19 protein-coding genes and 1 pseudogene are annotated in these 18331 nt (G+C 65.9%); 14 read left to right on the top strand and 6 right to left on the bottom strand.

The genetic code is table 11. The features are described 5' to 3' along the window. Window positions 1-145, bottom strand: a pseudogene (locus ACO2Q4_RS11145) (co-chaperone GroES); the annotation flags it as partial. 188 nt (window positions 146-333) lie between these two features. On the opposite strand from ACO2Q4_RS11145, the gene ACO2Q4_RS11140 reads away from it, so the two are divergent. The 10 genes from ACO2Q4_RS11140 to ACO2Q4_RS11095 all read left to right on the top strand — a co-directional run bounded on the left by ACO2Q4_RS11140 (window position 334) and on the right by ACO2Q4_RS11095 (window position 8593). Continuing rightward, window positions 334-1635, top strand: a complete 1302-nt coding sequence (locus tag ACO2Q4_RS11140; RefSeq protein ID WP_311758150.1) for a glycosyltransferase family 4 protein — start codon at window positions 334-336, stop codon at window positions 1633-1635. An 87-nt stretch (window positions 1636-1722) separates the two neighbouring features. Beyond that, window positions 1723-2766 (top strand): TraB/GumN family protein, encoded by a 1044-nt coding sequence (locus ACO2Q4_RS11135; protein ID WP_423319272.1) that lies wholly within the window; start codon window positions 1723-1725, stop codon window positions 2764-2766. Then, complete coding sequence (locus tag ACO2Q4_RS11130; RefSeq protein ID WP_423319270.1) at window positions 2756-3091, top strand: DUF4440 domain-containing protein; 336 nt, start codon at window positions 2756-2758, stop codon at window positions 3089-3091. The genes ACO2Q4_RS11135 and ACO2Q4_RS11130 overlap by 11 nt, the downstream gene beginning before the upstream one ends. Then, window positions 3091-3735, top strand: coding sequence for a DUF1345 domain-containing protein (locus ACO2Q4_RS11125; RefSeq protein ID WP_311758153.1), 645 nt, complete (start codon window positions 3091-3093; stop codon window positions 3733-3735). Before ACO2Q4_RS11130 ends, ACO2Q4_RS11125 begins: the two co-directional genes overlap by 1 nt. Before the next feature lie 63 nt (window positions 3736-3798). Then, window positions 3799-4719 carry a manganese-dependent inorganic pyrophosphatase gene (locus ACO2Q4_RS11120; RefSeq protein ID WP_423319268.1) on the top strand — a complete coding sequence of 307 codons (921 nt, stop codon included), beginning with the start codon at window positions 3799-3801 and terminating at the stop codon, window positions 4717-4719. A 14-nt stretch (window positions 4720-4733) separates the two neighbouring features. Continuing rightward, complete coding sequence (locus tag ACO2Q4_RS11115; RefSeq protein WP_423319266.1) at window positions 4734-5603, top strand: TIGR01459 family HAD-type hydrolase; 870 nt, start codon at window positions 4734-4736, stop codon at window positions 5601-5603. A gap of 104 nt (window positions 5604-5707) precedes the next feature. Beyond that, window positions 5708-6151, top strand: a complete 444-nt coding sequence (locus ACO2Q4_RS11110; protein ID WP_311758156.1) for a MaoC family dehydratase — start codon at window positions 5708-5710, stop codon at window positions 6149-6151. A gap of 32 nt (window positions 6152-6183) precedes the next feature. Further along, window positions 6184-7113, top strand: a complete 930-nt coding sequence (locus tag ACO2Q4_RS11105; protein ID WP_311758157.1) for a bifunctional riboflavin kinase/FAD synthetase — start codon at window positions 6184-6186, stop codon at window positions 7111-7113. Further along, complete coding sequence (locus tag ACO2Q4_RS11100) at window positions 7113-7553, top strand: YcgN family cysteine cluster protein (protein WP_395132259.1); 441 nt, start codon at window positions 7113-7115, stop codon at window positions 7551-7553. The genes ACO2Q4_RS11105 and ACO2Q4_RS11100 overlap by 1 nt, the downstream gene beginning before the upstream one ends. Continuing rightward, on the top strand, window positions 7550-8593 hold the full coding sequence (locus tag ACO2Q4_RS11095) for a threonine aldolase family protein (protein ID WP_423319263.1): 1044 nt from the start codon (window positions 7550-7552) through the stop codon (window positions 8591-8593). The genes ACO2Q4_RS11100 and ACO2Q4_RS11095 overlap by 4 nt, the downstream gene beginning before the upstream one ends. On the opposite strand, the gene ACO2Q4_RS11090 is transcribed toward ACO2Q4_RS11095, so the two are convergent. The 3 genes from ACO2Q4_RS11090 to ACO2Q4_RS11080 are packed head-to-tail and all read right to left on the bottom strand — an operon-like array spanning window position 8590 to window position 10696. Further along, complete coding sequence (locus ACO2Q4_RS11090) at window positions 8590-9057, bottom strand: CinA family protein (RefSeq protein ID WP_423319261.1); 468 nt, start codon at window positions 9055-9057, stop codon at window positions 8590-8592. The genes ACO2Q4_RS11095 and ACO2Q4_RS11090 overlap by 4 nt on opposite strands. Then, a complete protein-coding gene (locus ACO2Q4_RS11085; RefSeq protein ID WP_423319259.1) occupies window positions 9054-9551 on the bottom strand; it encodes a phosphatidylglycerophosphatase A in 498 nt (165 codons plus the stop codon). The genes ACO2Q4_RS11090 and ACO2Q4_RS11085 overlap by 4 nt, the downstream gene beginning before the upstream one ends. Window positions 9552-9553: 2 nt before the next feature. Continuing rightward, complete coding sequence (locus tag ACO2Q4_RS11080) at window positions 9554-10696, bottom strand: bifunctional 2-C-methyl-D-erythritol 4-phosphate cytidylyltransferase/2-C-methyl-D-erythritol 2,4-cyclodiphosphate synthase (protein ID WP_423319257.1); 1143 nt, start codon at window positions 10694-10696, stop codon at window positions 9554-9556. Between the two features lie 183 nt (window positions 10697-10879). On the opposite strand from ACO2Q4_RS11080, the gene rpiA reads away from it, so the two are divergent. The 4 genes from rpiA to hflC all read left to right on the top strand — a co-directional run bounded on the left by rpiA (window position 10880) and on the right by hflC (window position 15406). After that, window positions 10880-11605: a ribose-5-phosphate isomerase RpiA gene (rpiA, locus tag ACO2Q4_RS11075; RefSeq protein ID WP_311758163.1), complete on the top strand. Its 726-nt coding sequence runs from the start codon at window positions 10880-10882 to the stop codon at window positions 11603-11605. Then, window positions 11602-13002 (top strand): glutathione-disulfide reductase, encoded by a 1401-nt coding sequence (gene gorA, locus ACO2Q4_RS11070; RefSeq protein ID WP_311758164.1) that lies wholly within the window; start codon window positions 11602-11604, stop codon window positions 13000-13002. Before rpiA ends, gorA begins: the two co-directional genes overlap by 4 nt. A 68-nt stretch (window positions 13003-13070) precedes the next feature. Then, window positions 13071-14303 (top strand): FtsH protease activity modulator HflK, encoded by a 1233-nt coding sequence (hflK, locus tag ACO2Q4_RS11065; RefSeq protein WP_423319255.1) that lies wholly within the window; start codon window positions 13071-13073, stop codon window positions 14301-14303. Continuing rightward, the gene (hflC, locus tag ACO2Q4_RS11060) at window positions 14303-15406 is read left to right on the top strand and encodes a protease modulator HflC (RefSeq protein WP_423319254.1); all 1104 of its coding nucleotides are present in this window, start codon (window positions 14303-14305) and stop codon (window positions 15404-15406) included. The genes hflK and hflC overlap by 1 nt, the downstream gene beginning before the upstream one ends. Before the next feature lie 96 nt (window positions 15407-15502). Here the strand turns inward: hflC and ACO2Q4_RS11055 are convergent, their stop codons facing one another. Next, the gene (locus ACO2Q4_RS11055) at window positions 15503-16693 is read right to left on the bottom strand and encodes an AI-2E family transporter (protein WP_395132276.1); all 1191 of its coding nucleotides are present in this window, start codon (window positions 16691-16693) and stop codon (window positions 15503-15505) included. A gap of 149 nt (window positions 16694-16842) precedes the next feature. Continuing rightward, window positions 16843-18111 (bottom strand): Hsp70 family protein, encoded by a 1269-nt coding sequence (locus ACO2Q4_RS11050; RefSeq protein WP_423319251.1) that lies wholly within the window; start codon window positions 18109-18111, stop codon window positions 16843-16845. Window positions 18112-18331 lie beyond the last annotated feature (220 nt).

The raw sequence follows: 18331 nt of genomic DNA, 5'->3' as shown, positions 1-18331 counted from the left end.
TGCGCGCGCCTTCGCCGACCGAGACGATCTCGCCTTCGGCAGGTTTCTCTTTCGCGCTGTCGGGGATGATCAGGCCGCCCTTGGTCTTCTCGTCCGACTGGACGCGACGGACCAGAACGCGGTCGTGCAGCGGTTTGAAAGCCATGTGAACACTCCGGTGTTACAGGTTGCTGTTTTTATTGTTGGCACTCGATCTTGGTGAGTGCCAGTGCAGCCCATCTAAGATTGCCCCCCGGCTCTGTCAACGAGATGATGGCGAAAATCCACGCCGAAGATGCTTGACGCAAAATCCCGCGGACGGCTACGCCTCGGGGACCGGACGGGCAGGAGCGGATGTTGGAACGGCGGATCAGGGCGCTTGTACTGGCCGAGGCGGCCAATCCCGAATGGGTATCGGTTCCACTGGTGGGCTGGTCGCTGGCCAGTGCCCTGCGCGAGGTGGCGGATGTCCATATCGTGACCCAGATCCGCAACCGTGACGCCTTTCTGCGCGCCGGGTTGGTCGAGGGGCGCGATTTCACCGCCATCGACAGCGAAAAACTGGCCGCACCGCTGTGGAAACTGGCCGAGCGTCTCAGCATGGGCAAGGGCGTGGGCTGGACGATGAAGACGGCGGTCACGACCCTGGGCTATGGCTATTTCGAGCGTTTGGTGTGGCGTCGCTTCGGCGCCGCGATCCGGGCGGGCGAATATGACATTGTGCATCGCGTCACGCCCCTGACGCCCACCGCCTCAAGCAGCATCGCGCCCAGATGCAAGGCGGCACGGGTGCCGTTTGTCCTTGGGCCGCTGAACGGCGGGGTGCCCTGGCCGAAGGGGTTCGATGCCGAAAGACGGCGCGAACGGGAATGGCTGTCCTATGTCCGGGGCGCCTACAAGGCGCTGCCGGGGCGTACATCGACGCTGGCCGCGGCCAGTGCGATCATCTGCGGCTCTGCCCATACGCGCAGCGAGATCCCCGCGCGGTTCCGGGAAAAGACCGTCTGGTTGCCCGAAAATGCCGTGGACCCGGCCCGCTTCACGCGGATCGCGCCCCAGCCCGGCACGCTTCCCCTGCGCGGATGCTTCATCGGGCGGCTTGTCCCCTACAAGGGCGCGGACATGGCGATCGAGGCGGCGTTGCCGCTGCTTCGCGCTGGCAGCATGACGCTCGACATCATCGGCGACGGCCCGCAGGCGGCGGACCTGCATGCGCTGGTCCAGCGCGAAGGTGTCGGCGAGCGGGTGAATTTCCACGGCTGGCTCGAACATGGCGCGGTGCAGGATGTGGCCGCGCAGGCGCAGCTTCTGGTCTTTCCCTCGGTGCGCGAATTCGGCGGCGGAGTGGTGCTTGAGGCGATGGCCTTGGGGGTCGTGCCGGTCGTCGTCGATTACGCCGGGCCGGGCGAGCTTGTCTCGGATGCGACGGGCTATCGCGTGCCCCTTGGCCAAAGGCCCCGGATCGTCGCCGCGCTGCGCGACAGGTTGCAGGCGATTGCCGCCGATCCCTCGGTCCTGCCGGCGCAGGCTCGCGCGGCGCGGACCCAGATTGCCGAGCGTTTCACCTGGGCGGCAAAGGCCGGGCAGGTCGAACGGATCTGGCGCGCGGTCCTGGACGGCAAGTCCCCGCCGCAGGAATTGCCGCCACCGGGTTAGGCCGCTGACCCGGGCAGGGGCGCGCTGCGGGCTGGCAAGGCTGCGACGCCCGTGCCATGCTTCCGCGATAATTCAAGGAATCCTGCCATGCGCCTGTCCCGCCTGCTTCCCGCCCTTCTGATCGCCGCAGGGCTTGCCCTGCCGGCCGCGGCGGAATGCGTCGGGCGCAACCTGCTTGAGGCGCTGCCCTCGAAATCGCAGGCCGAATTGCGCGCCGCGGCCGAGAGGGTGCCCTATCACCACGGGCTGTTCTGGCAGGCGGTCAAGGGCGACCAGCGGATCACGCTGATCGGAACCTATCATTTCGACGATCCCCGCCACGATCTGACGCTGGCGCAATTCGGGCCAGATCTTGATACCGCGGGCGCGCTGCTGGTCGAGGCCGGCCCGAAGGAGGAGGCGCGGCTGGCCGATGCGATGCGCAGCGATCCCGCGCTGATCATGGACGCGACCGGCCCAACGCTGCCCGAACGCATGTCCGAAGACGATTGGGAGGCGCTGTGGAAGGCGATGGAGGTCCGGGGCATTCCCGCCGTCGTGACCAGCCGGATGCGGCCCTGGTATGTCTCGGTCCTGCTCAGCATCTCGCCCTGCATGCTGAAGCAGGTGCGCCAGTCCGGCGAGACCGGGGGCCTTGATCATCTTCTGGTCCAGCGGGCCGAGAAATCCGGCGTTCCGGTCAAGGCGCTTGAGCCGTGGGACACCGTATTCTCGCTGTTCGACGGCATGTCGCCCGGGGAAGAGATCGACATGATCCGAGCCGCCATGCCCGCTGCGGAATATGCCGACGATTACGCCGTGACGCTGACCGACGCCTATTTCGCCGGTGACAGCTGGCTGATCTGGGAGTTCGGCCGCTTCGATGCCTATCGCAATTCGGGCCTGTCGAGGGCCGAGGTCGACCGGCAGGTCGAATTCGCGCAGCGGACGCTGATGGATCAGCGCAACCGCCACTGGATCGGGCCGCTGGAAAAGACCGCAGCGCAGGCGGCACGTCAGGGCAAGGGGATCGTCGCGGGTTTTGGCGCGTTGCACCTTGCAGGCGAGGGGGGCGTCCTGTCGCTGCTCGGCAAGTCGGGCTGGACCATTACTCAGATCAAGCCGCAGGGAGGGTTGGCGAATGGCGGATGAGCTTTGGCGCGAGGAACGGGACTTCTGGCTGGCCGGAGTGGCCGAGGCGGTCCGCAAGCTTGACGAAACCTGCGTCATGGCCTTCGCGCCGACCGGCATCCTCAGCCGGCGCAAGGTGGTCGAGCGGCTTGGCACGGTTCCGCGCTGGCAGGAAATCAGCATGACCGAGCGCGCCGTCGTCGAGACGAACGAGGTCTGCGTCCTTGCCTATCGCGCGACGGCGCGCCGTTCGGGGGCCGATGCCTATCGCGCGCTTTGCACGACGACCTGGATCCGGCGCGACGGCGACTGGCGGATCCTGCAGCACCAGCAGACACCCGTCTGATGCTTCACGACCTGCGGCGGCATCGGCGTTTCCTGCTGAGCTTTCTGCTGGGGCTGGTCATCGGTCTTGCCGCGCACGGATTGCAGGCGGTGGACCGGCTGCTGCTGTTCTCGGTCATCTTCTGCCTCAGCTATCTGGTGCTGACCGCCCTGCTGATGCGCCGGCTGGACGCCGAGATGCTGCGCCGCACCGCCGATGCCGATGACGAGGGCATGAGGATCATCGTCCCCCTCGCCATGATCTCGGTCGCGATCAGCCTTTATGCGATCATGCTGACTTTGCGCGCTCCCCATGCCGGGCTGGCGCTGCGGCCCGCGTTGGCGCTGGTGCTGGTCCCGCTGGGCTGGGCGATGATCCACACCGTAATGGCCTTTCACTATGCCAGCCTTTGGTATGCACGCGACCGCCATGGGGCCGAGACGCGGGGGCTTGGCTTTCCGGGACTTGGCGCGGGCGAGGATGCCGGGATCTGGGATTTCCTTTACTACAGCTTCACGCTGGGCATGGCGGCACAGACTGCGGATGTCACCACGCTGGACAGCCGGATGCGGCGCATCACGCTGGCGCATTCCGCCTTTTCCTTCTTCCACAATACGGTGCTTCTGGCGCTGGCGGTGAATGCCGGCCTGTCGCTCAGTCAATAGACATCCCTGCCGCCAAGCCCTATAAGGCCCGCGACTTTTTCCGCTCTCGTGAAGGTAGCTTCCATGATCAAGGTTCTCGGCCACAAGGCACCCGATACCGACTCGACCGGCTCTCCCGTCATCTGGGCGTGGTACCTGTCCGAGGTCCGCAAGGAGCCCGCGGTCGCCGTGCTGCAAGGCGAGCCGAACACCGAAGCCGCCTGGATGCTGTCGAAATGGGACATCGCCAAGCCCCAGATCATTTCCGACCTGGCGCCGGGCGAGAAATGCGTGATCGTCGACACCAACAACCCGGCCGAGCTGCCCGCCTCGATCAACGAGGCCGAGGTGATCGAGATCATCGACCACCACCTGCTGGCCGGCGGCATCAAGACGCGCCTGCCGATCAACATCACCATCCGTCCGCTGGCCTGCACCGCGACGATCATGCACGACCTGATCGGCGACGAGGATCTGGCGCGCGCGCCCCGCGCGATCAAGGGTGCGATGCTGACCTGCATCCTGTCGGACACGCTGGAATTCCGCAGCCCGACCACGACCCCGCATGACCGCTTCGTGGCCGAAAAGCTGGCCAAGGATCTGGGCATCTCGATCCCGCAATTCGCGGCCGAGATGTTCGCCGCGAAATCCGATGTCTCGGCCTTCTCGGAAGAGGCGCTGCTGCGCATGGACAGCAAGGAATACGAGCTGGGCGGCAAGCAGCTGCGCGTCTCGGTCCTTGAGACCACTTCGCCCAAGGTCGTGCTGGACCGCAAGGCCGCGCTGATGGCCGCCATGCCCGCCGTCGCGGCTGCCGATGGTGCCGACGAGGTGCTGCTGTTCGTCGTCGACATCCTGAAGGAAGAGGCGACGCTGCTGATCCCGAACGACTTCGTGAAAACCGTGGCTGAGAAAAGCTTCAACGCCACCGTTTCGGGCGACACGGTAGTTCTGCCCGGCATCATGTCGCGCAAGAAGCAGATCATTCCCGCCCTCTCGATCTAATCAGGCAGGCCCTCATGACGCAGATCATCAATTCGCTGGCCGATATTTCGGCCGATTACGACGTGCTGTTCTGCGACCTGTGGGGCTGCCTGCACAATGGCGTGGCGGCCTATCCGGCTGCCGTCGCAGCACTTCAGGGATTCCGCGCAAGGGGCGGGCGCGTCGTCCTGCTGACCAACGCGCCGCGCCCGTGGAAATATGTCGAGGCGCAGCTTGATCGCATGAACGTGCCGCGCGACGCCTGGGATCTGATCGTCAGTTCGGGCGATGCGGCGCAGGATGCGATGTTCGCGGGCGCGGTCGGTCACAAGGTCTGGGCCATCGCGATGGAAAAGGACGAAGGCTTCTTCGCCGACATCCCCCCCGAATGGCAGGGCGCCGAACCGATCCGCCGCGTTCCGCTGGACGAGGCCGAGGGCATCGTCTGCACCGGTCTTTTCGACGATACCACCGAGACGCCCGAGGACTATCACGCCCGTTTGATGATCGCGAAGCAACGCGGGCTGAAACTGCTTTGCGCCAACCCGGACGTGATCGTCGACCTTGGCGAGACGCGGCTTTACTGCGCCGGTGCCCTTGCCGAATATTATGAGCAGATGGGCGGCACCTCTCTTTACTTCGGCAAGCCCCATCCCCCGATCTATGACCTTGCGCGCCGCAAGCTGGGGCTGGACGCGGATGCGCGCATTCTTGCGGTGGGCGACGGGATTGCGACCGACATCCTTGGCGCGGCGGGCGAGGGGATCGATGCGATCTTCATCACCGGCGGTCTGGCCTTCGACCAGTTCGGGGTGGATGTCGAGAACCCGGAACATCCGCTGTTGCTGGACTGGCTGAACCAGCGCGGGGCTGGCCCGCGCTACAGCATGGGTCGGTTGCGCTGACGCCCCGGTAACATCTGCGACGAATTTCCTATCCTGACGTAATATCCTTGCGCGTCAACCGCGATGCTGCTATGCAGCGGAACGGAGAGGCGGAGGCGTGGATGATGCTGGACAATCAACCCCGTGGCACAATCGTCATCGAGGATCTTGAGATCGGGATGTCGCGGTACCTGCTGAAGGTGGTGACCGACGAGGATATCGAGCTGTTCGCGCAGGTCTCGACCGACCACAACCCCGTGCATCTGGACGAAACCTATGCACGCGACACCATCTTCGAGGGGCGGATCGCGCATGGGATGCTGACTGCGGGCCTGATCTCGGCCGTGATTGGTGAACAATTGCCCGGTCATGGCACCGTCTATCTGGGGCAGACGCTGAAATTCATGGCTCCCGTCCGGCCCGGCGACATGGTGCGCGCCGAAGTGACAGTCGAGGCGATCGAACATGCGCGGCGGCGCGTCACCCTTGCAACCCGGTGCCTCGTCGGCGATACGGTCGTGCTGAAGGGCGAGGCGCTGGTTCTGGCGCCAAGCCGGAAATTCGACTGACCGGGCCATCTGCTGGCCCATCGGGGGCCTGATTGCGCATCCATCACGACTGGAAGGGGCTGCCGCTTGCGGCCCGTGGTGCAACCGTCGCCATGGGAAACTTCGACGGCGTGCATCTTGGACACCGTTCGGTGATCGATGCCGCGCGCGCCGCCGCCGATGCGCCACTTGGAGTAATCACCTTTGAGCCGCACCCGCGCGAGGTCTTTCAGCCCGATTCTGCCCCATTTCGCCTGATGAACGCGGAATCGCGCGCGAACCGGCTGGCCCGGCTGGGGGTCGAGCATCTTTACGAGCTCCCCTTCGATACCGTGCTGGCGGGCCTTGCCCCCGAGGATTTCGCGCGCGAGGTGCTGGTCGACGGTCTGGGGGTCAGCCATGTCACGGTTGGCGCGGATTTCTGCTTCGGGCGCAAGCGGTCGGGCAATGCGCAGACGCTGACGCAACTGGGGCGCGAGATGGGCTTTGGCGTCACCATCGCGCCGCTGATCGGTGACGGGCAGGACGAATACAGCTCGACCGCGATCCGCACTGCGCTGACCGAAGGGCGGACCCGCGACGCGGAACGGATGCTGGGCCATTGGCACCGTATCGATGGCGAGGTGCTGCATGGCGACAAGCGCGGGCGCGACCTTGGCTATCCGACCGCGAACATGGCGGTCAGTGGCTTGCATTTGCCCCGTTTCGGCATCTATGCGGTTCAGGTCGACGTGCTGACCGGTCCCGAACGCGGCAGCTATGCCGGGGTTGCCAATCTGGGCGTGCGGCCGATGTTCGGCGAGAACCGCCCCAATCTTGAAAGCCATATCTTCGACTTCAAGGCCAACCTTTACGGCGAGCACCTGTCCGTTGCCCTGGTCGAGTTCCTGCGCCCGGAAATGAAGTTCGACAGCCTTGAGGCCCTGATCGCGCAGATGGATCAGGACAGCGCCCGCGCGCGCGAGATTCTGGCGGTGCGCTGATGAGAGAGCATTTCTGGGAGTTGCCGCTGAACCGCCTGAAGCCCGACGAATGGGAGGCGCTGTGCGACGGCTGCGGCAAATGCTGCCTGAACAAGATCGAGTATGAGGATACGGGCGAACTGGCCTTTACGCGTGTCGCCTGCAAGCTTCTGGATGGGCATAGCTGCCAATGTTCGAACTATGCCGAAAGGCACAAGTTCGTGCCCGATTGCATCGTTCTGACGCCGAAGAAGCTGAAAGAGATCGCATGGTGGCTGCCCGCAACCTGCGCCTATCGCCTGCGGTCCGAGGGGAAGCCGCTTTATCCTTGGCATTACCTGATTTCGGGCGACCGCGAATCCGTCCATCAGGCCGGGATCAGCATTCGCGACCGGACGGTCAGTGAGCTGACCGTGACCGAGGACGATTGGGACGATTACATCATCGAGGATCTGGCATGAATTTCGCATCGGACAATGTGCATGGCGTTCACCCGAAAGTCCTGAAGGCATTGTCCGACTGCAACGATGGCGCGATGGGGTCCTATGGCGCGGACCCCGTGACCGCCCGCGCCGAGGCCGCCTATCGCGAGCTTCTGGATGCGCCCGATGCGGTCGTCCGCTTTGTCGCGACCGGGACCGGGGCGAACGCGCTGGTCTGTGCGCAGCTTTCGCCCAGCTATGGCCGGATCTATTGTCACGACAGCGCCCATATCCATCGCGACGAATGCGCCGCGCCGGAGTTTTACAGCCACGGCGCAAAGCTGGTGCCGTTGGCGGGCGAAAACGGCAAGTTCACCCCCGACACCCTGGCCGAGGCGATCCGCTTTGGCGCCGCGGGCAGCCTGAACGACGGACAGAACGCGATGGTCTCGATCACCAACGCGACCGAATGGGGGACCTGCTATGCCCCGGACGAGGTCGCGGCATTGGCCGGGATCGCGCATGACGCCGGGCTGAAATTGCACATGGACGGCGCACGCTTCGCCAATGCGGTTGCCGGTCTGGGATGCGACGCCGCAGACTTGACCCTGCGCGCCGGCGTCGATGCGCTGTGCTTCGGCGGGACCAAGAACGGCGCGCTTGCCGCCGAGGCGGTCGTCTTTTTCGACCCGGCCGATGCGAAGGGGTTCGACTACCGTCGCAAGCAGGCCGGTCAAGTCTATTCCAAGCAGCGTTATCTGGCAGCGCAGATGCTGGCGCTGGCCGAGGACGGGTTGTGGATGGATCTGGCGCGCCACGCGAATGCGATGGCCAGCCGCCTGGGGCAGGGGATCGAACAGGCCGGGGGCACGCTTGTCGTCCCGGTTCAGGCGAACGAGGTCTTTGCCCGGATTCCTGCCGCGGCCCATGACCGTGCGCGGGCGCATGGCGCTGCCTATCACCTGTGGCAGGATCGCCCCCCCGCAGCCGGAGAGCCGGTCACCGTGCGTCTGGTCACAAGCTGGGCGACGCATGAGGACGATGTGGGTCGCCTGATCGACCTGCTGCGCGGGGCCTAGCCCCGCAGCGCGGCCGCCAGCAGTCGCAGCGCGTGATCGACGGTCGCGGCACGCACCTCGGCACGGCCAATGGCGCCGAATTCGACGGTCTCGGTCCGGACGCCCCAGGCATCGGCAATACCGAAGCAGACGCGACCCTCGGGCTTGTGTTCGGACCCGCCGGGCCCGGCGATGCCAGTGACCGAAACGGCAAGCCCCGCTTGGGACCGCGCCAAGGCCCCTTGCGCCATCTCGGCGGCGATTTCTTCGCTGACAGCGCCATGCGCCTCAAGCGTCTCGGGGCGGATACCCAGCATCTCGATCTTGGCGGCGTTGGAATAAGTGACGAAGCCGCGCTCGACCACGTCCGATGAACCGGCGATGTCGGTCAGCCGCCCCGAGATCAGCCCGCCGGTGCAGCTTTCGGCGGTCGCGATCATCACCCCGCGCGCGCGGGCCAGGTCCAGAACTTCGGCGGCGGTCACAGCATCGGCTCCAGCAGCCCGTGATACAGCCCGGCAAGGATCACCGATACGACGCCCGCGAACAAGCCCGCCCACAGATCGTCCAGCATCACGCCCGCGGCGTCCCCCCTGCGATCGGCGCGCCCGACCAGCCACGGCTTCCAGATGTCGAACAGCCGGAACAGCAGGAACGGCGCGACGAAGCCCGGCCACGCGTCCAAGATCGACACGCCGTGCCGCCACAGCGGGATGACGGTGAAGCACATGGCCAGCCATTGCCCGGCTACCTCGTCGATGACGATTTCGGACGGATCCTTGTCCGCACTGGCGGCGGTCACGCGGGGCACCGCCCAGAAGCCCAGCAGCGTCGCCAGGACGACACCCACGGGAACCAGCAGCGATGCACCCAACTCGCAGGCAAAGACGGCCAGCGCGACCGCCGCCGCCGATCCCCAGGTGCCGGGTGCGGGGCGCAGCAGGCCCACGCCGAAGAATGTCGCGATCTGGCGTTCCATGTTCACCCCTTGACCAGCGTGGCCGTCGCGATCGAGGCGATGCCTTCGCCGCGTCCGGTAAAGCCCAGCCGTTCCGAGGTCGTCGCCTTGACGCTGACACGGTCGGGCGTGATCCCGAGGATCTCGGACAGACGCAGCTGCATCGCGCCGGCATGGGGGCCGACCTTCGGCTGTTCACAGATCAGCGTCACGTCGGCGTTCGAAATGGTATAGCCCATCTCGCGCGCAAGCTCGCCCGCGTGGCGCAGGAAAATGTGGCTTTCCGCCCCCTTCCATTGCGGGTCCGAGGGCGGGAAGTGGCGGCCGATATCCCCCTGCGCCAGCGCGCCATAGATTGCGTCGGTCAGTGCGTGCATCCCGACATCGGCGTCGGAATGACCCAGCAGGGCCTTGTCATGCGGGATCCTGACCCCGCAAAGCCAGACATGGTCCCCTTCGGTAAAGGCATGCACGTCGAAACCGTTGCCCAGGCGAATGTCCATAGCGGCCCCCAGAATGCGTTCGGCGCGCCGGAAATCCTGCGGCCAGGTCAATTTCAGATTGTCTTCGTCCCCGGCGGTGGCGGTCACGGCCAAGCCGGCGCGCAGCGCCAGTTCGACATCGTCCGCCCCGCCTTCGGGAAATGCGCGATGCGCGGCAAGAATGCTGGCCAGATGGAAACCTTGGGGGGTCTGCGCGCGCAGCAACCCCTCGCGGCTGGCGGTGCCAGTGACATGTCCGCCCTCGGCCCGCCACAGCGCGTCGGTCACGGGCAGGGCGGGTGCCGCAGCCTCGGCCCCAGCCTCCAGCGCGGCGACGACGCCCTCGATCACATGGGGCGGGACCAGCGGGCGTGCGCCGTCATGGATCAGCACATGGGTGACGCCGCTTCCGTCCAGCGTCTCAAGCGCGGCACGGATGCTGGCGCTGCGCGTCTCGCCCCCGGCGACCAGCACGACGGGACCGGCCAGTTCGGCGACGCCGCGGGCCATGTCATCGGGCGGCAGGGTGACGACGATGCGGGGGAATTCCGCGAAAGCCGCGATGCTGCGCAGGATGACGCTTTCCCCGGCAAGGTCGCGCCATTGCTTGGCGACATCACCGCCCGCGCGCGTGCCCCGGCCCGCGGCCGTGATGACCACGGCATATGTGTCAGGTATCTTCATGCCGGCATGATTAGGCGAGCCCGCGCCCCGAGGCAATCGCGCCCACGTCGCAGGCGAGCGGCCCTTCGGGTGTTTTTTCGGCGCGCGGCAGTTGGCCCGCAGGCGGGCTTCTGCGTATAAGGATCGCGACTGCCCGCATGGGCCAATCCCTGCAACAGAATTCCCGCCTTCGGAGCTGCCGCCATGACCGACCCCGCAACCATCGATCTTTCCAAGGACGCCGCCGCCCGCGCCGCCGTACAACTGGTCGAGAACGGCATGAAGCTTGGCCTTGGCACCGGCTCCACCGCCAAGGTCTTCGTTGACCGCCTGGCCGAGCGCGTCCACGCCGAGGGGATGGACCTGCGCTGCGCCTCGACCTCGAAGGCGACGGCGGACCAGGCCCGCGAACTGGGGCTGGTGGTGATGGAGCTGGACGATCTGGGCTGGCTTGACCTGACCATCGACGGCGCGGACGAGGTCGATCCCGACCTGAACCTGATCAAGGGCGGCGGTGCCGCGCATCTGCGCGAAAAGATCGTCGCCACCGCCTCGGACCGGATGGTGGTCGTCGCCGATCAGGGCAAGGTCGTGGACTGCCTTGGCAAGTTCAAGCTGCCGGTCGAGGTGATCCCCTTCGGCTGGCAGTCGACCCGCACCCATATCGAGCGCGTGCTGGAGGAACTGGGCATGGCCGAACGCCCGGCGATCCTGCGCGAAAGGGATGGCAAACCCGTCCTGACCGACGAAAGCAACCTGATCCTCGACCTCGCGCTGGAGCAGATCCATGATGCCCGCGCGCTGGCCCGCGGACTGTCCTCGATCGCGGGGGTGGTTGAACACGGGCTTTTCCTGAATATCTGCAGCCTTGCCATCATCGGTTGTCCCGATGGCTCGGTCGTCGAGTTGCGGCGTGAGGATCTGGAATGACTTTCGATTATGATCTGTTCGTGATCGGCGGGGGGTCGGGCGGAGTCCGCGCCGCGCGGATCGCGGCCAGCGAATACGGCGCACGCGTCGGACTGGCCGAGGAAAGCCGCATGGGCGGCACCTGCGTCATCCGTGGCTGCGTTCCGAAAAAGCTGATGGTCTTTGCCTCGCAGGCCGAGGCGCTGGCGACCGAGGCGCGCGGCTATGGCTGGACCACCGCCAGCGCCGGGCCCTTCGACTGGGTGATGTTCCGCCACAAGCTGGACGCCGAACTGACCCGGCTTGAGGGGGCCTATACCGGCGGGCTGGTCGCCGCCGATGTCGAAATCCACAAGCAGCGCGCCCGCCTGCACGACGCGCATACGGTCGAGCTGGCCGATGGCACCCGCGTCACCGCCAAGCATGTGCTGGTCGCGACGGGCGGCCACCCGCAGCGCCCCGGCATTCCCGGCGAGGAGCTGGGGATGATCTCGGACGACCTTTTCCTGATGGAAAGCCTGCCGGGCCGGGTCCTGGTGGTCGGCGGCGGTTTCATCGCCTGTGAATTCGCGACGATTCTGGCCGGGCTGGGGGCCGAGACCGTGCTGACCTATCGCGGCGACGCCGTGCTGCGCGGCTTTGACGAGGAACTGCGCCGCCACGCGACCGAACAGTTGCGCGTGATCGGGGTCGAGTTGAAGCTGGAAACCACCCCTGCGGCGCTGGAAAAGGACGGCGACAAGATCCGCGTCCTGTGGCCCGATGGCAGTGCCGAGATCTATGACGCGGTCATGTTCGCGACCGGTCGCGTGCCGAACACCAAGGGCCTTGGACTTGCCGAGGCGGGCGTCAAGCTTGGCCGCAAGGGCGAGGTGCTGGTCGATGAATGGTCGCAAAGCTCGGTCCCTTCGGTCTTTGCCGTGGGCGACGTGACCGACCGCGTGAACCTGACCCCGGTTGCGATCCGCGAAGGCCACAGCTTCGCCGACACCGTCTTCGGGGCCAATCCGCGCAAGGTCGATCACCGGCTGGTCGGCTCGGCCGTCTATGTCCGCCCGCACGAGGTCGCGACCATCGGCTTGACCGAGGAAGAGGCCGCGGCAGCGGGTCCGCACAAGGTCTATCTGGCCAGCTTCCGGCCGATGCGGTCGATCTTTGCCGGATCGGATGCGCGGGCGGTGATGAAGCTGCTGGTCGATGCCGAGACGGACAAGGTCGTCGGTTGCCACATCTTCGGACCCGAGGCGGGCGAGATGATCCAGCTGGTCGCGATCCCGATGGGAATGGGCGCCAGCAAGGCCGATTTCGACGCCGCCATCGCCGTTCACCCCACCCTGGCCGAGGAAATGGTCACGATGCGGCGTCCGGTGCGGCATATCGGCGGCGCACATGCTGACAAAACCGTTGGTTCGGCTTGATTATTTGCCGCCCGGCACCAGTTTGAACCTGAAACAGTCGCAAGAGTATCAGACGAGGCAAGAGACGCATGGCGGGACAAGGCCCATGGGGCAGCGGAGGAGATGACGGCAAGGGGGGCAACGAGCCTCCCAAAGGGGGCCAGCGCCCCTGGGGCAATGCCGGCGGCAACCGGGACGAGGAGCCGCGCGGCCCCCGTCGCGGCGACCAGCAGATGCCCGAGATCGAGGAGTTGGTCCGCAAGGGCCAGGACCGGCTGCGCGTCCTGATGGGCGGCAAGGGCGGGCAGGGCGGCGGTGGCGGCCCCCGCGGCGGCGGTCCGCGCCGTTCCGGACCGCAACTGTCCATGAGCCGGGGCAGTTGGGGCCTTGTTGCCCTTGGCGCGGTGGCGGTCTGGGCATTCATGTCCTTCTATACCGTCAACCCCGAGGAACGCTCGGTCGAGCTGCTGTTCGGCCGTCCCTTCGCCACCGGTGAAGAGGGCCTCAACTTTGCCCCTTGGCCGGTCGTCAAGGCCGAGGTCGTTCCGGTTTCAGCCGAACGCACGACCGAGATCGGGACCGGCCGCGCCGGACCGATGGACAGCGGTCTGATGCTGACCCGCGACCAGAATATCGTCGACATGGCCTATCAGGTGGTCTGGAACATCTCGGACCCCGAGAAATACCTGTTCAACCTGGCCGATCCGGACGACACCATCCGCGCCGTTGCTGAATCGGCGATGCGCGACATCGTCGCGCGTTCGGAACTGGCACCGATCCTGAACCGCGACCGCGGCACCATCGGCGAGGATCTGAAGCTTTCGGTGCAGAACACGCTGGACGCCTATGAGGCCGGGATCAACGTGGTCCGGGTCAACCTTGACCGCGCCGACCCGCCGCGCGAGGTCATCGACAGCTTCCGCGAAGTGCAGGCCGCCCAGCAGGAACGCGACCGGCTGGAGAAGGAAGCGGATGCCTATGCGAACCGCGTCCTTGCCAGCGCGCGCGGCGAAGCCGCCGCCGTGATCGAACGGTCCGAAGCCTATCGCGCCGAAGCCGTGAACACTGCCCAGGGTGAAGCCGCGCGCTTCAACTCGGTCTATGACGAATACATCAAGGCGCCCGACGTGACGCGTCGCCGCATGTACATGGAAACGATGGAGAAAGTTCTGGGCCAGGCCAACAAGATCATCCTGGACGGAAATGCCGGACAGGGCGTCGTGCCCTATCTGCCGCTTGACCAGCTGCGTCCCCGCCCGACCACGAATACCACGACCACCACCACCGGCAGCGCCGGCACCGCCACCGGGGGGAACCAGTAATGCAGCGAGCGCTTTCCATTCTGGTCCTGCCCTTTGTCGCGGTCGTGGTCCTGATCGCCTCGGCCTCGATCTATATCGTCGATGTGCGCGAAAAGGCCCTTGTCATGCGCTTCGGCGAGGTGGTCGACGTGCGGGAAAATCCAGGCATGGGCCTGAAGGTGCCCTTCATCGACAACATCGTGCGCTATGATGCGCGGATCCTGGGCATCCCGACGCCCCCGATGGAGGTGACGCCCCTGGATGACCGCCGGCTTGTCGTCGACGCCTTCGCGCGCTGGCAGATCACCGATGTCGTGCAGTTCCGCCGCGCCACCGCCGCGGGCGGCATCCAGTTCGCCCAGCAGCGTCTGGCCGACATCGTGACCAACGCCATTCGCCAGGTGCTGGGTTCGGTGCCCTCGACCACGGTGCTGTCCGACGACCGCACGCCGCTGATGAACCAGATCCGCGATCTTGCGCGCGAAAACGCCAAGGATCTGGGCGTCCGCGTCATCGACGTCCGCCTGACCCGCACCGACCTGCCCGAGCAGAACCTGACCGCGACCTATGCCCGGATGCGTGCCGAGCGTGAGCGCGAAGCTGCGGACGAGATCGCCCGTGGTGGTGAAGCGGCGCAGCGCGTCCGCGCCGCTGCCGACCGGACCGTGGTCGAGCTGACCTCGGAAGCGCGCAAGAAGGCCGAGATCGTCCGTGGTGAGGCCGATGCCCGCCGGAACGCGATCTATGCGGAAGCCTTTGGCCGCGATCCCGAGTTCTTCGCCTTCACCCGCTCGATGACGTCGTATGAGCGCGCGTTGAAGGGCGAGAACAGCTCGCTTGTGATCCAGCCCGAGGGGCAGTTCTTCGACTATCTGCGCAATGACGGCGCGGATCGCGCGAACCCTGTGCCCGGTGCCAGCACCGCCGCGCTGTCGGTCGTCACCGCCAGCCCCTTGGTCGAAATCGCCGCGCCCGAGGAAGAGCCTGTGGCCCCCGACGAAACCAACCGCGAGGGCCAGCCCTTGGGCGAGAATGCGGGCGTCAAACTGACCCCGATGCCGGAATCCCTGGCCAGCCCGCCCCAACCCGAAAGCGTTGTGCCGGCGACCCCGCCAGCCAACTGAACGGGACCAGAGACAATGGAAAAGGGGCGAAGCATCGGCTTCGCCCCTTTTTCGTATGTCCAGTGTCGTCGTGCCTGCGGTCAGGCGTGGCGCCGGTCAGCGGGTGGCTTCGGTCTCAGCTACGGGTTGGTTTGCCAGCCTAAGCTCGTCCTCGGAAATCTCGCGCTGCCATTCGCGCCAGATCGAGACCAGCAGCGCCATCAGCACCGGGCCGACGAACAGCCCGACGATGCCCATGGTCTTCACCCCGCCGATCAGGCCGAAGAAGGTCGGCAGGAACGGCAGCTTGACCGGCCCACCCACCAGAAGCGGGCGGATGGTCTTGTCGACGACGAAAAGTTCGCAGGTGCCCCAGATGAACAGCGCCAGCCCCGCCACCGGATTGCCGCTGGCCGACAGATAGATCGAGACCAGCGTGAAGCACAGCGGCGCGCCACCCGGAATCAGCGCCATGAACCCCGTGATCACCCCGAACGTGACCGGAGAGGGGACGCCCGCGATCCAATAGGCGATGCCCAGCACCAGCCCTTCGCCAATGGCGATCAGGGTCATGCCGGTCACGGTCGAACTGATCGTGGCCGGGACGACGCGGGACAGGCGGTCCCAGCGCTCGGGCAGGATGCGCGCGCCGACGCGGTCAAGCTGCGCCACCAGTCTGTCGCCGTCGCGATACAGCACGAACAGCGTGATCAGCATGAACAGCAGCGTCAGCGCCAGGTTGAAGGCCAGGGATCCCGCCGTCACCGCGCCGCGATAGATCGTGCCGATATTCGAGCCCGAGATCGCCTGAACGATCTCGCTGATCCCGCCGGGATGCCCGATATAGGTGCGCCAGTTCTCGTCCAGCCAGGGGCCGATCTGCGGCAGTTCGATCATCCAGTGCGGTGTCGGTGCGCCCGCCGCGTTGACGAGGATGGCCCAGCTGATCCAGTCCCGCAATTCGCGGAAGGCATAGACCAGCGCCATCGCAATGGGGATGACAAGGAAGCAGACCAGCACCAGGACCATCACTGCCGCGGTCATCGTGCGGCCCGCGCCCAGCTGGTGCACGCCCTTGTTGCGCAGGGGCCAGCTTGCCAGCGCAATGACCGTTGCGGCCAGGACTGGAACCAGGAACCCGTGGAAGAAATAGATCGAGGCCAGGACGATCGCCAGCAACAGCCATCGCGCCGCCGAGATATTCGTCAGAAGCGGCTGTCGATGTGGTCGAAGCCCGGTTGCCCGCGTTGTCCCCGAAGGGATGCGGGCCTTGGTTGAATTTCTGTCGGCTGCCTCGGCTGTGCTCATTTATCTCGTCCGGATACGCCGTTTTACATCATAGCAGATCGCCCAGGGCTTCAAGCCCGGATTGCCCGTGCCCGCGCGCAGTCGGACGCTTCGCTTAGGGTTCGGGAAGGGCGTGACATGGCGATGACGATACCGCGAAAAGGCGTTGTTCAGGCGCTGACCGTGCTGGATGCGCCCATATGTGCTGTCGCCAGCGCAAGTCCGTCGACGACGGCGGTGAATGCCTCGGACCGCATCAGCTGGGCGGTCGGGCAAAGCTCGGATGACATCTGCGTGACCAGACCCATCAGGCTGGAACCGCCGACCAGGATCACGCTGTCGATCGCCGGGGCCGCGACGCCCGACATCTCCAGCGTCTCGGCCGCCGCCGTCAGCAGATCGGCGTGATACTGGGACAGAGCGGCGTCCAGCGTTTGCGGCGTGACCGGACGCGACAGGCCCGGTTCGATGAAGCCCATCGCGATTCGGGCCTGGCCGTCACCGCCATTGGCGGCGATCTTTCCATGCTCGACCGCGAATGCCAGTTCGTGACCCAGTTCTTCGTCCAGAACGGTGGAAAGCCGGCGCAGTGCGTCGCGGTCAACCGCAAGCTTGACCATGTCCTGAACCATGCGCCGTGTTTCGGGCGTATAAAGGAACGGGATGCGCGCCCAGGTCGCCAGTTCGGCAAATATTGCGTTCGGGACCGGCAGCAGGCCGTCCCCCATCTCGCGGCGCAATTCGCCACCATGGCCAAGGGTGGGCATGGCGTGGGTCATCGATACGCTGTGGTCGAAATCGGTGCCGCCCAGGCGGATCCCGTGATTGGCGAGGATATCGACGCTGTTGCCCGTGCTGCGGAACACAGAGAAGTCCGAGGTGCCGCCGCCGATATCGACGATCAGTCCCAGCCCCCCGCTGCGGCCCAACCCGTGCGAGGCGATTGCCGCCGCTTCGGGTTCGGGCAGGAACGCCACATCCTCGAAGCCCGCGGCCAGATAGCAGCCGCGCAGGTCCGCCTCGGCCTGTGCATCGCGTTCGGGGTCGCGGGAATGGAAATGGACCGGCCGCCCGGACAGCGCGCGCGAAAATCGCCGCCCCGTTGCCTTTTCGGCCCGCGATTTCACCTCGGCCAGGAATTCGGCGATGATTTCCGCGATGCTGCGGCGCTTGCCGCCTATCAGGCGTTTTTCATGAACAAGCGAGGTGCCCAGCACGCTTTTCAGGGCGCGCATGTAGCGGCCTTCCTCGCCATCTATCAGGGCTTCGGCGGCGGCCGAGCCGATCTTCATGGTGCCGCCCCGGACTGGAAAGAACACGGCGGTCGGCAGGGTCTCGGCCCCGTCCTCGATGCTGATGCGGCGGATGTGGCCGTCCTCGACAATGGCGGCGGCGCTGTTCGACGTGCCGAAATCGATGGCGAGAATGTCGTCCTGCATGGCGCGGCCCCTTATGTCGGAAAGCCGGGGCTGATACCGCCTTTCCTCGCGCGCGGCAAGGTCTTCGCGCCGATCGCCGTTGTGAAACCCGGATCCGCACCAAAACGAAGGCTGGACAAACGAGAAAATATGGAATAATTGCTGACCTATCCGGATTGAGCTAATTCCCTTTCGCAATCCGGCTATGCAAACGCAATTTTCTGACCGCCGCCGTGTTTTC

Source organism: Paracoccus sp. KR1-242 (assembly GCF_049446195.1).
GTDB classification, from domain to species: domain Bacteria; phylum Pseudomonadota; class Alphaproteobacteria; order Rhodobacterales; family Rhodobacteraceae; genus Paracoccus; species Paracoccus broussonetiae.
This window is presented reverse-complemented; position numbering and strand designations above follow the sequence as displayed.

Coding starts and splice junctions, on each gene's coding strand:
- ACO2Q4_RS11140 (WP_311758150.1), top strand. CDS start 334: ATGTTGGAACGGCGGATCAGGGCGCTTGTACTGGCCGAGGCGGCCAAT.
- ACO2Q4_RS11135 (WP_423319272.1), top strand. CDS start 1,723: ATGCGCCTGTCCCGCCTGCTTCCCGCCCTTCTGATCGCCGCAGGGCTT.
- ACO2Q4_RS11130 (WP_423319270.1), top strand. CDS start 2,756: ATGGCGGATGAGCTTTGGCGCGAGGAACGGGACTTCTGGCTGGCCGGA.
- ACO2Q4_RS11125 (WP_311758153.1), top strand. CDS start 3,091: ATGCTTCACGACCTGCGGCGGCATCGGCGTTTCCTGCTGAGCTTTCTG.
- ACO2Q4_RS11120 (WP_423319268.1), top strand. CDS start 3,799: ATGATCAAGGTTCTCGGCCACAAGGCACCCGATACCGACTCGACCGGC.
- ACO2Q4_RS11115 (WP_423319266.1), top strand. CDS start 4,734: ATGACGCAGATCATCAATTCGCTGGCCGATATTTCGGCCGATTACGAC.
- ACO2Q4_RS11110 (WP_311758156.1), top strand. CDS start 5,708: ATGCTGGACAATCAACCCCGTGGCACAATCGTCATCGAGGATCTTGAG.
- ACO2Q4_RS11100 (WP_395132259.1), top strand. CDS start 7,113: ATGAGAGAGCATTTCTGGGAGTTGCCGCTGAACCGCCTGAAGCCCGAC.
- ACO2Q4_RS11095 (WP_423319263.1), top strand. CDS start 7,550: ATGAATTTCGCATCGGACAATGTGCATGGCGTTCACCCGAAAGTCCTG.
- ACO2Q4_RS11085 (WP_423319259.1), bottom strand. CDS start 9,551: ATGGAACGCCAGATCGCGACATTCTTCGGCGTGGGCCTGCTGCGCCCC.
- ACO2Q4_RS11080 (WP_423319257.1), bottom strand. CDS start 10,696: ATGAAGATACCTGACACATATGCCGTGGTCATCACGGCCGCGGGCCGG.
- rpiA (WP_311758163.1), top strand. CDS start 10,880: ATGACCGACCCCGCAACCATCGATCTTTCCAAGGACGCCGCCGCCCGC.
- gorA (WP_311758164.1), top strand. CDS start 11,602: ATGACTTTCGATTATGATCTGTTCGTGATCGGCGGGGGGTCGGGCGGA.
- hflK (WP_423319255.1), top strand. CDS start 13,071: ATGGCGGGACAAGGCCCATGGGGCAGCGGAGGAGATGACGGCAAGGGG.
- hflC (WP_423319254.1), top strand. CDS start 14,303: ATGCAGCGAGCGCTTTCCATTCTGGTCCTGCCCTTTGTCGCGGTCGTG.
- ACO2Q4_RS11055 (WP_395132276.1), bottom strand. CDS start 16,693: ATGAGCACAGCCGAGGCAGCCGACAGAAATTCAACCAAGGCCCGCATC.
- ACO2Q4_RS11050 (WP_423319251.1), bottom strand. CDS start 18,111: ATGCAGGACGACATTCTCGCCATCGATTTCGGCACGTCGAACAGCGCC.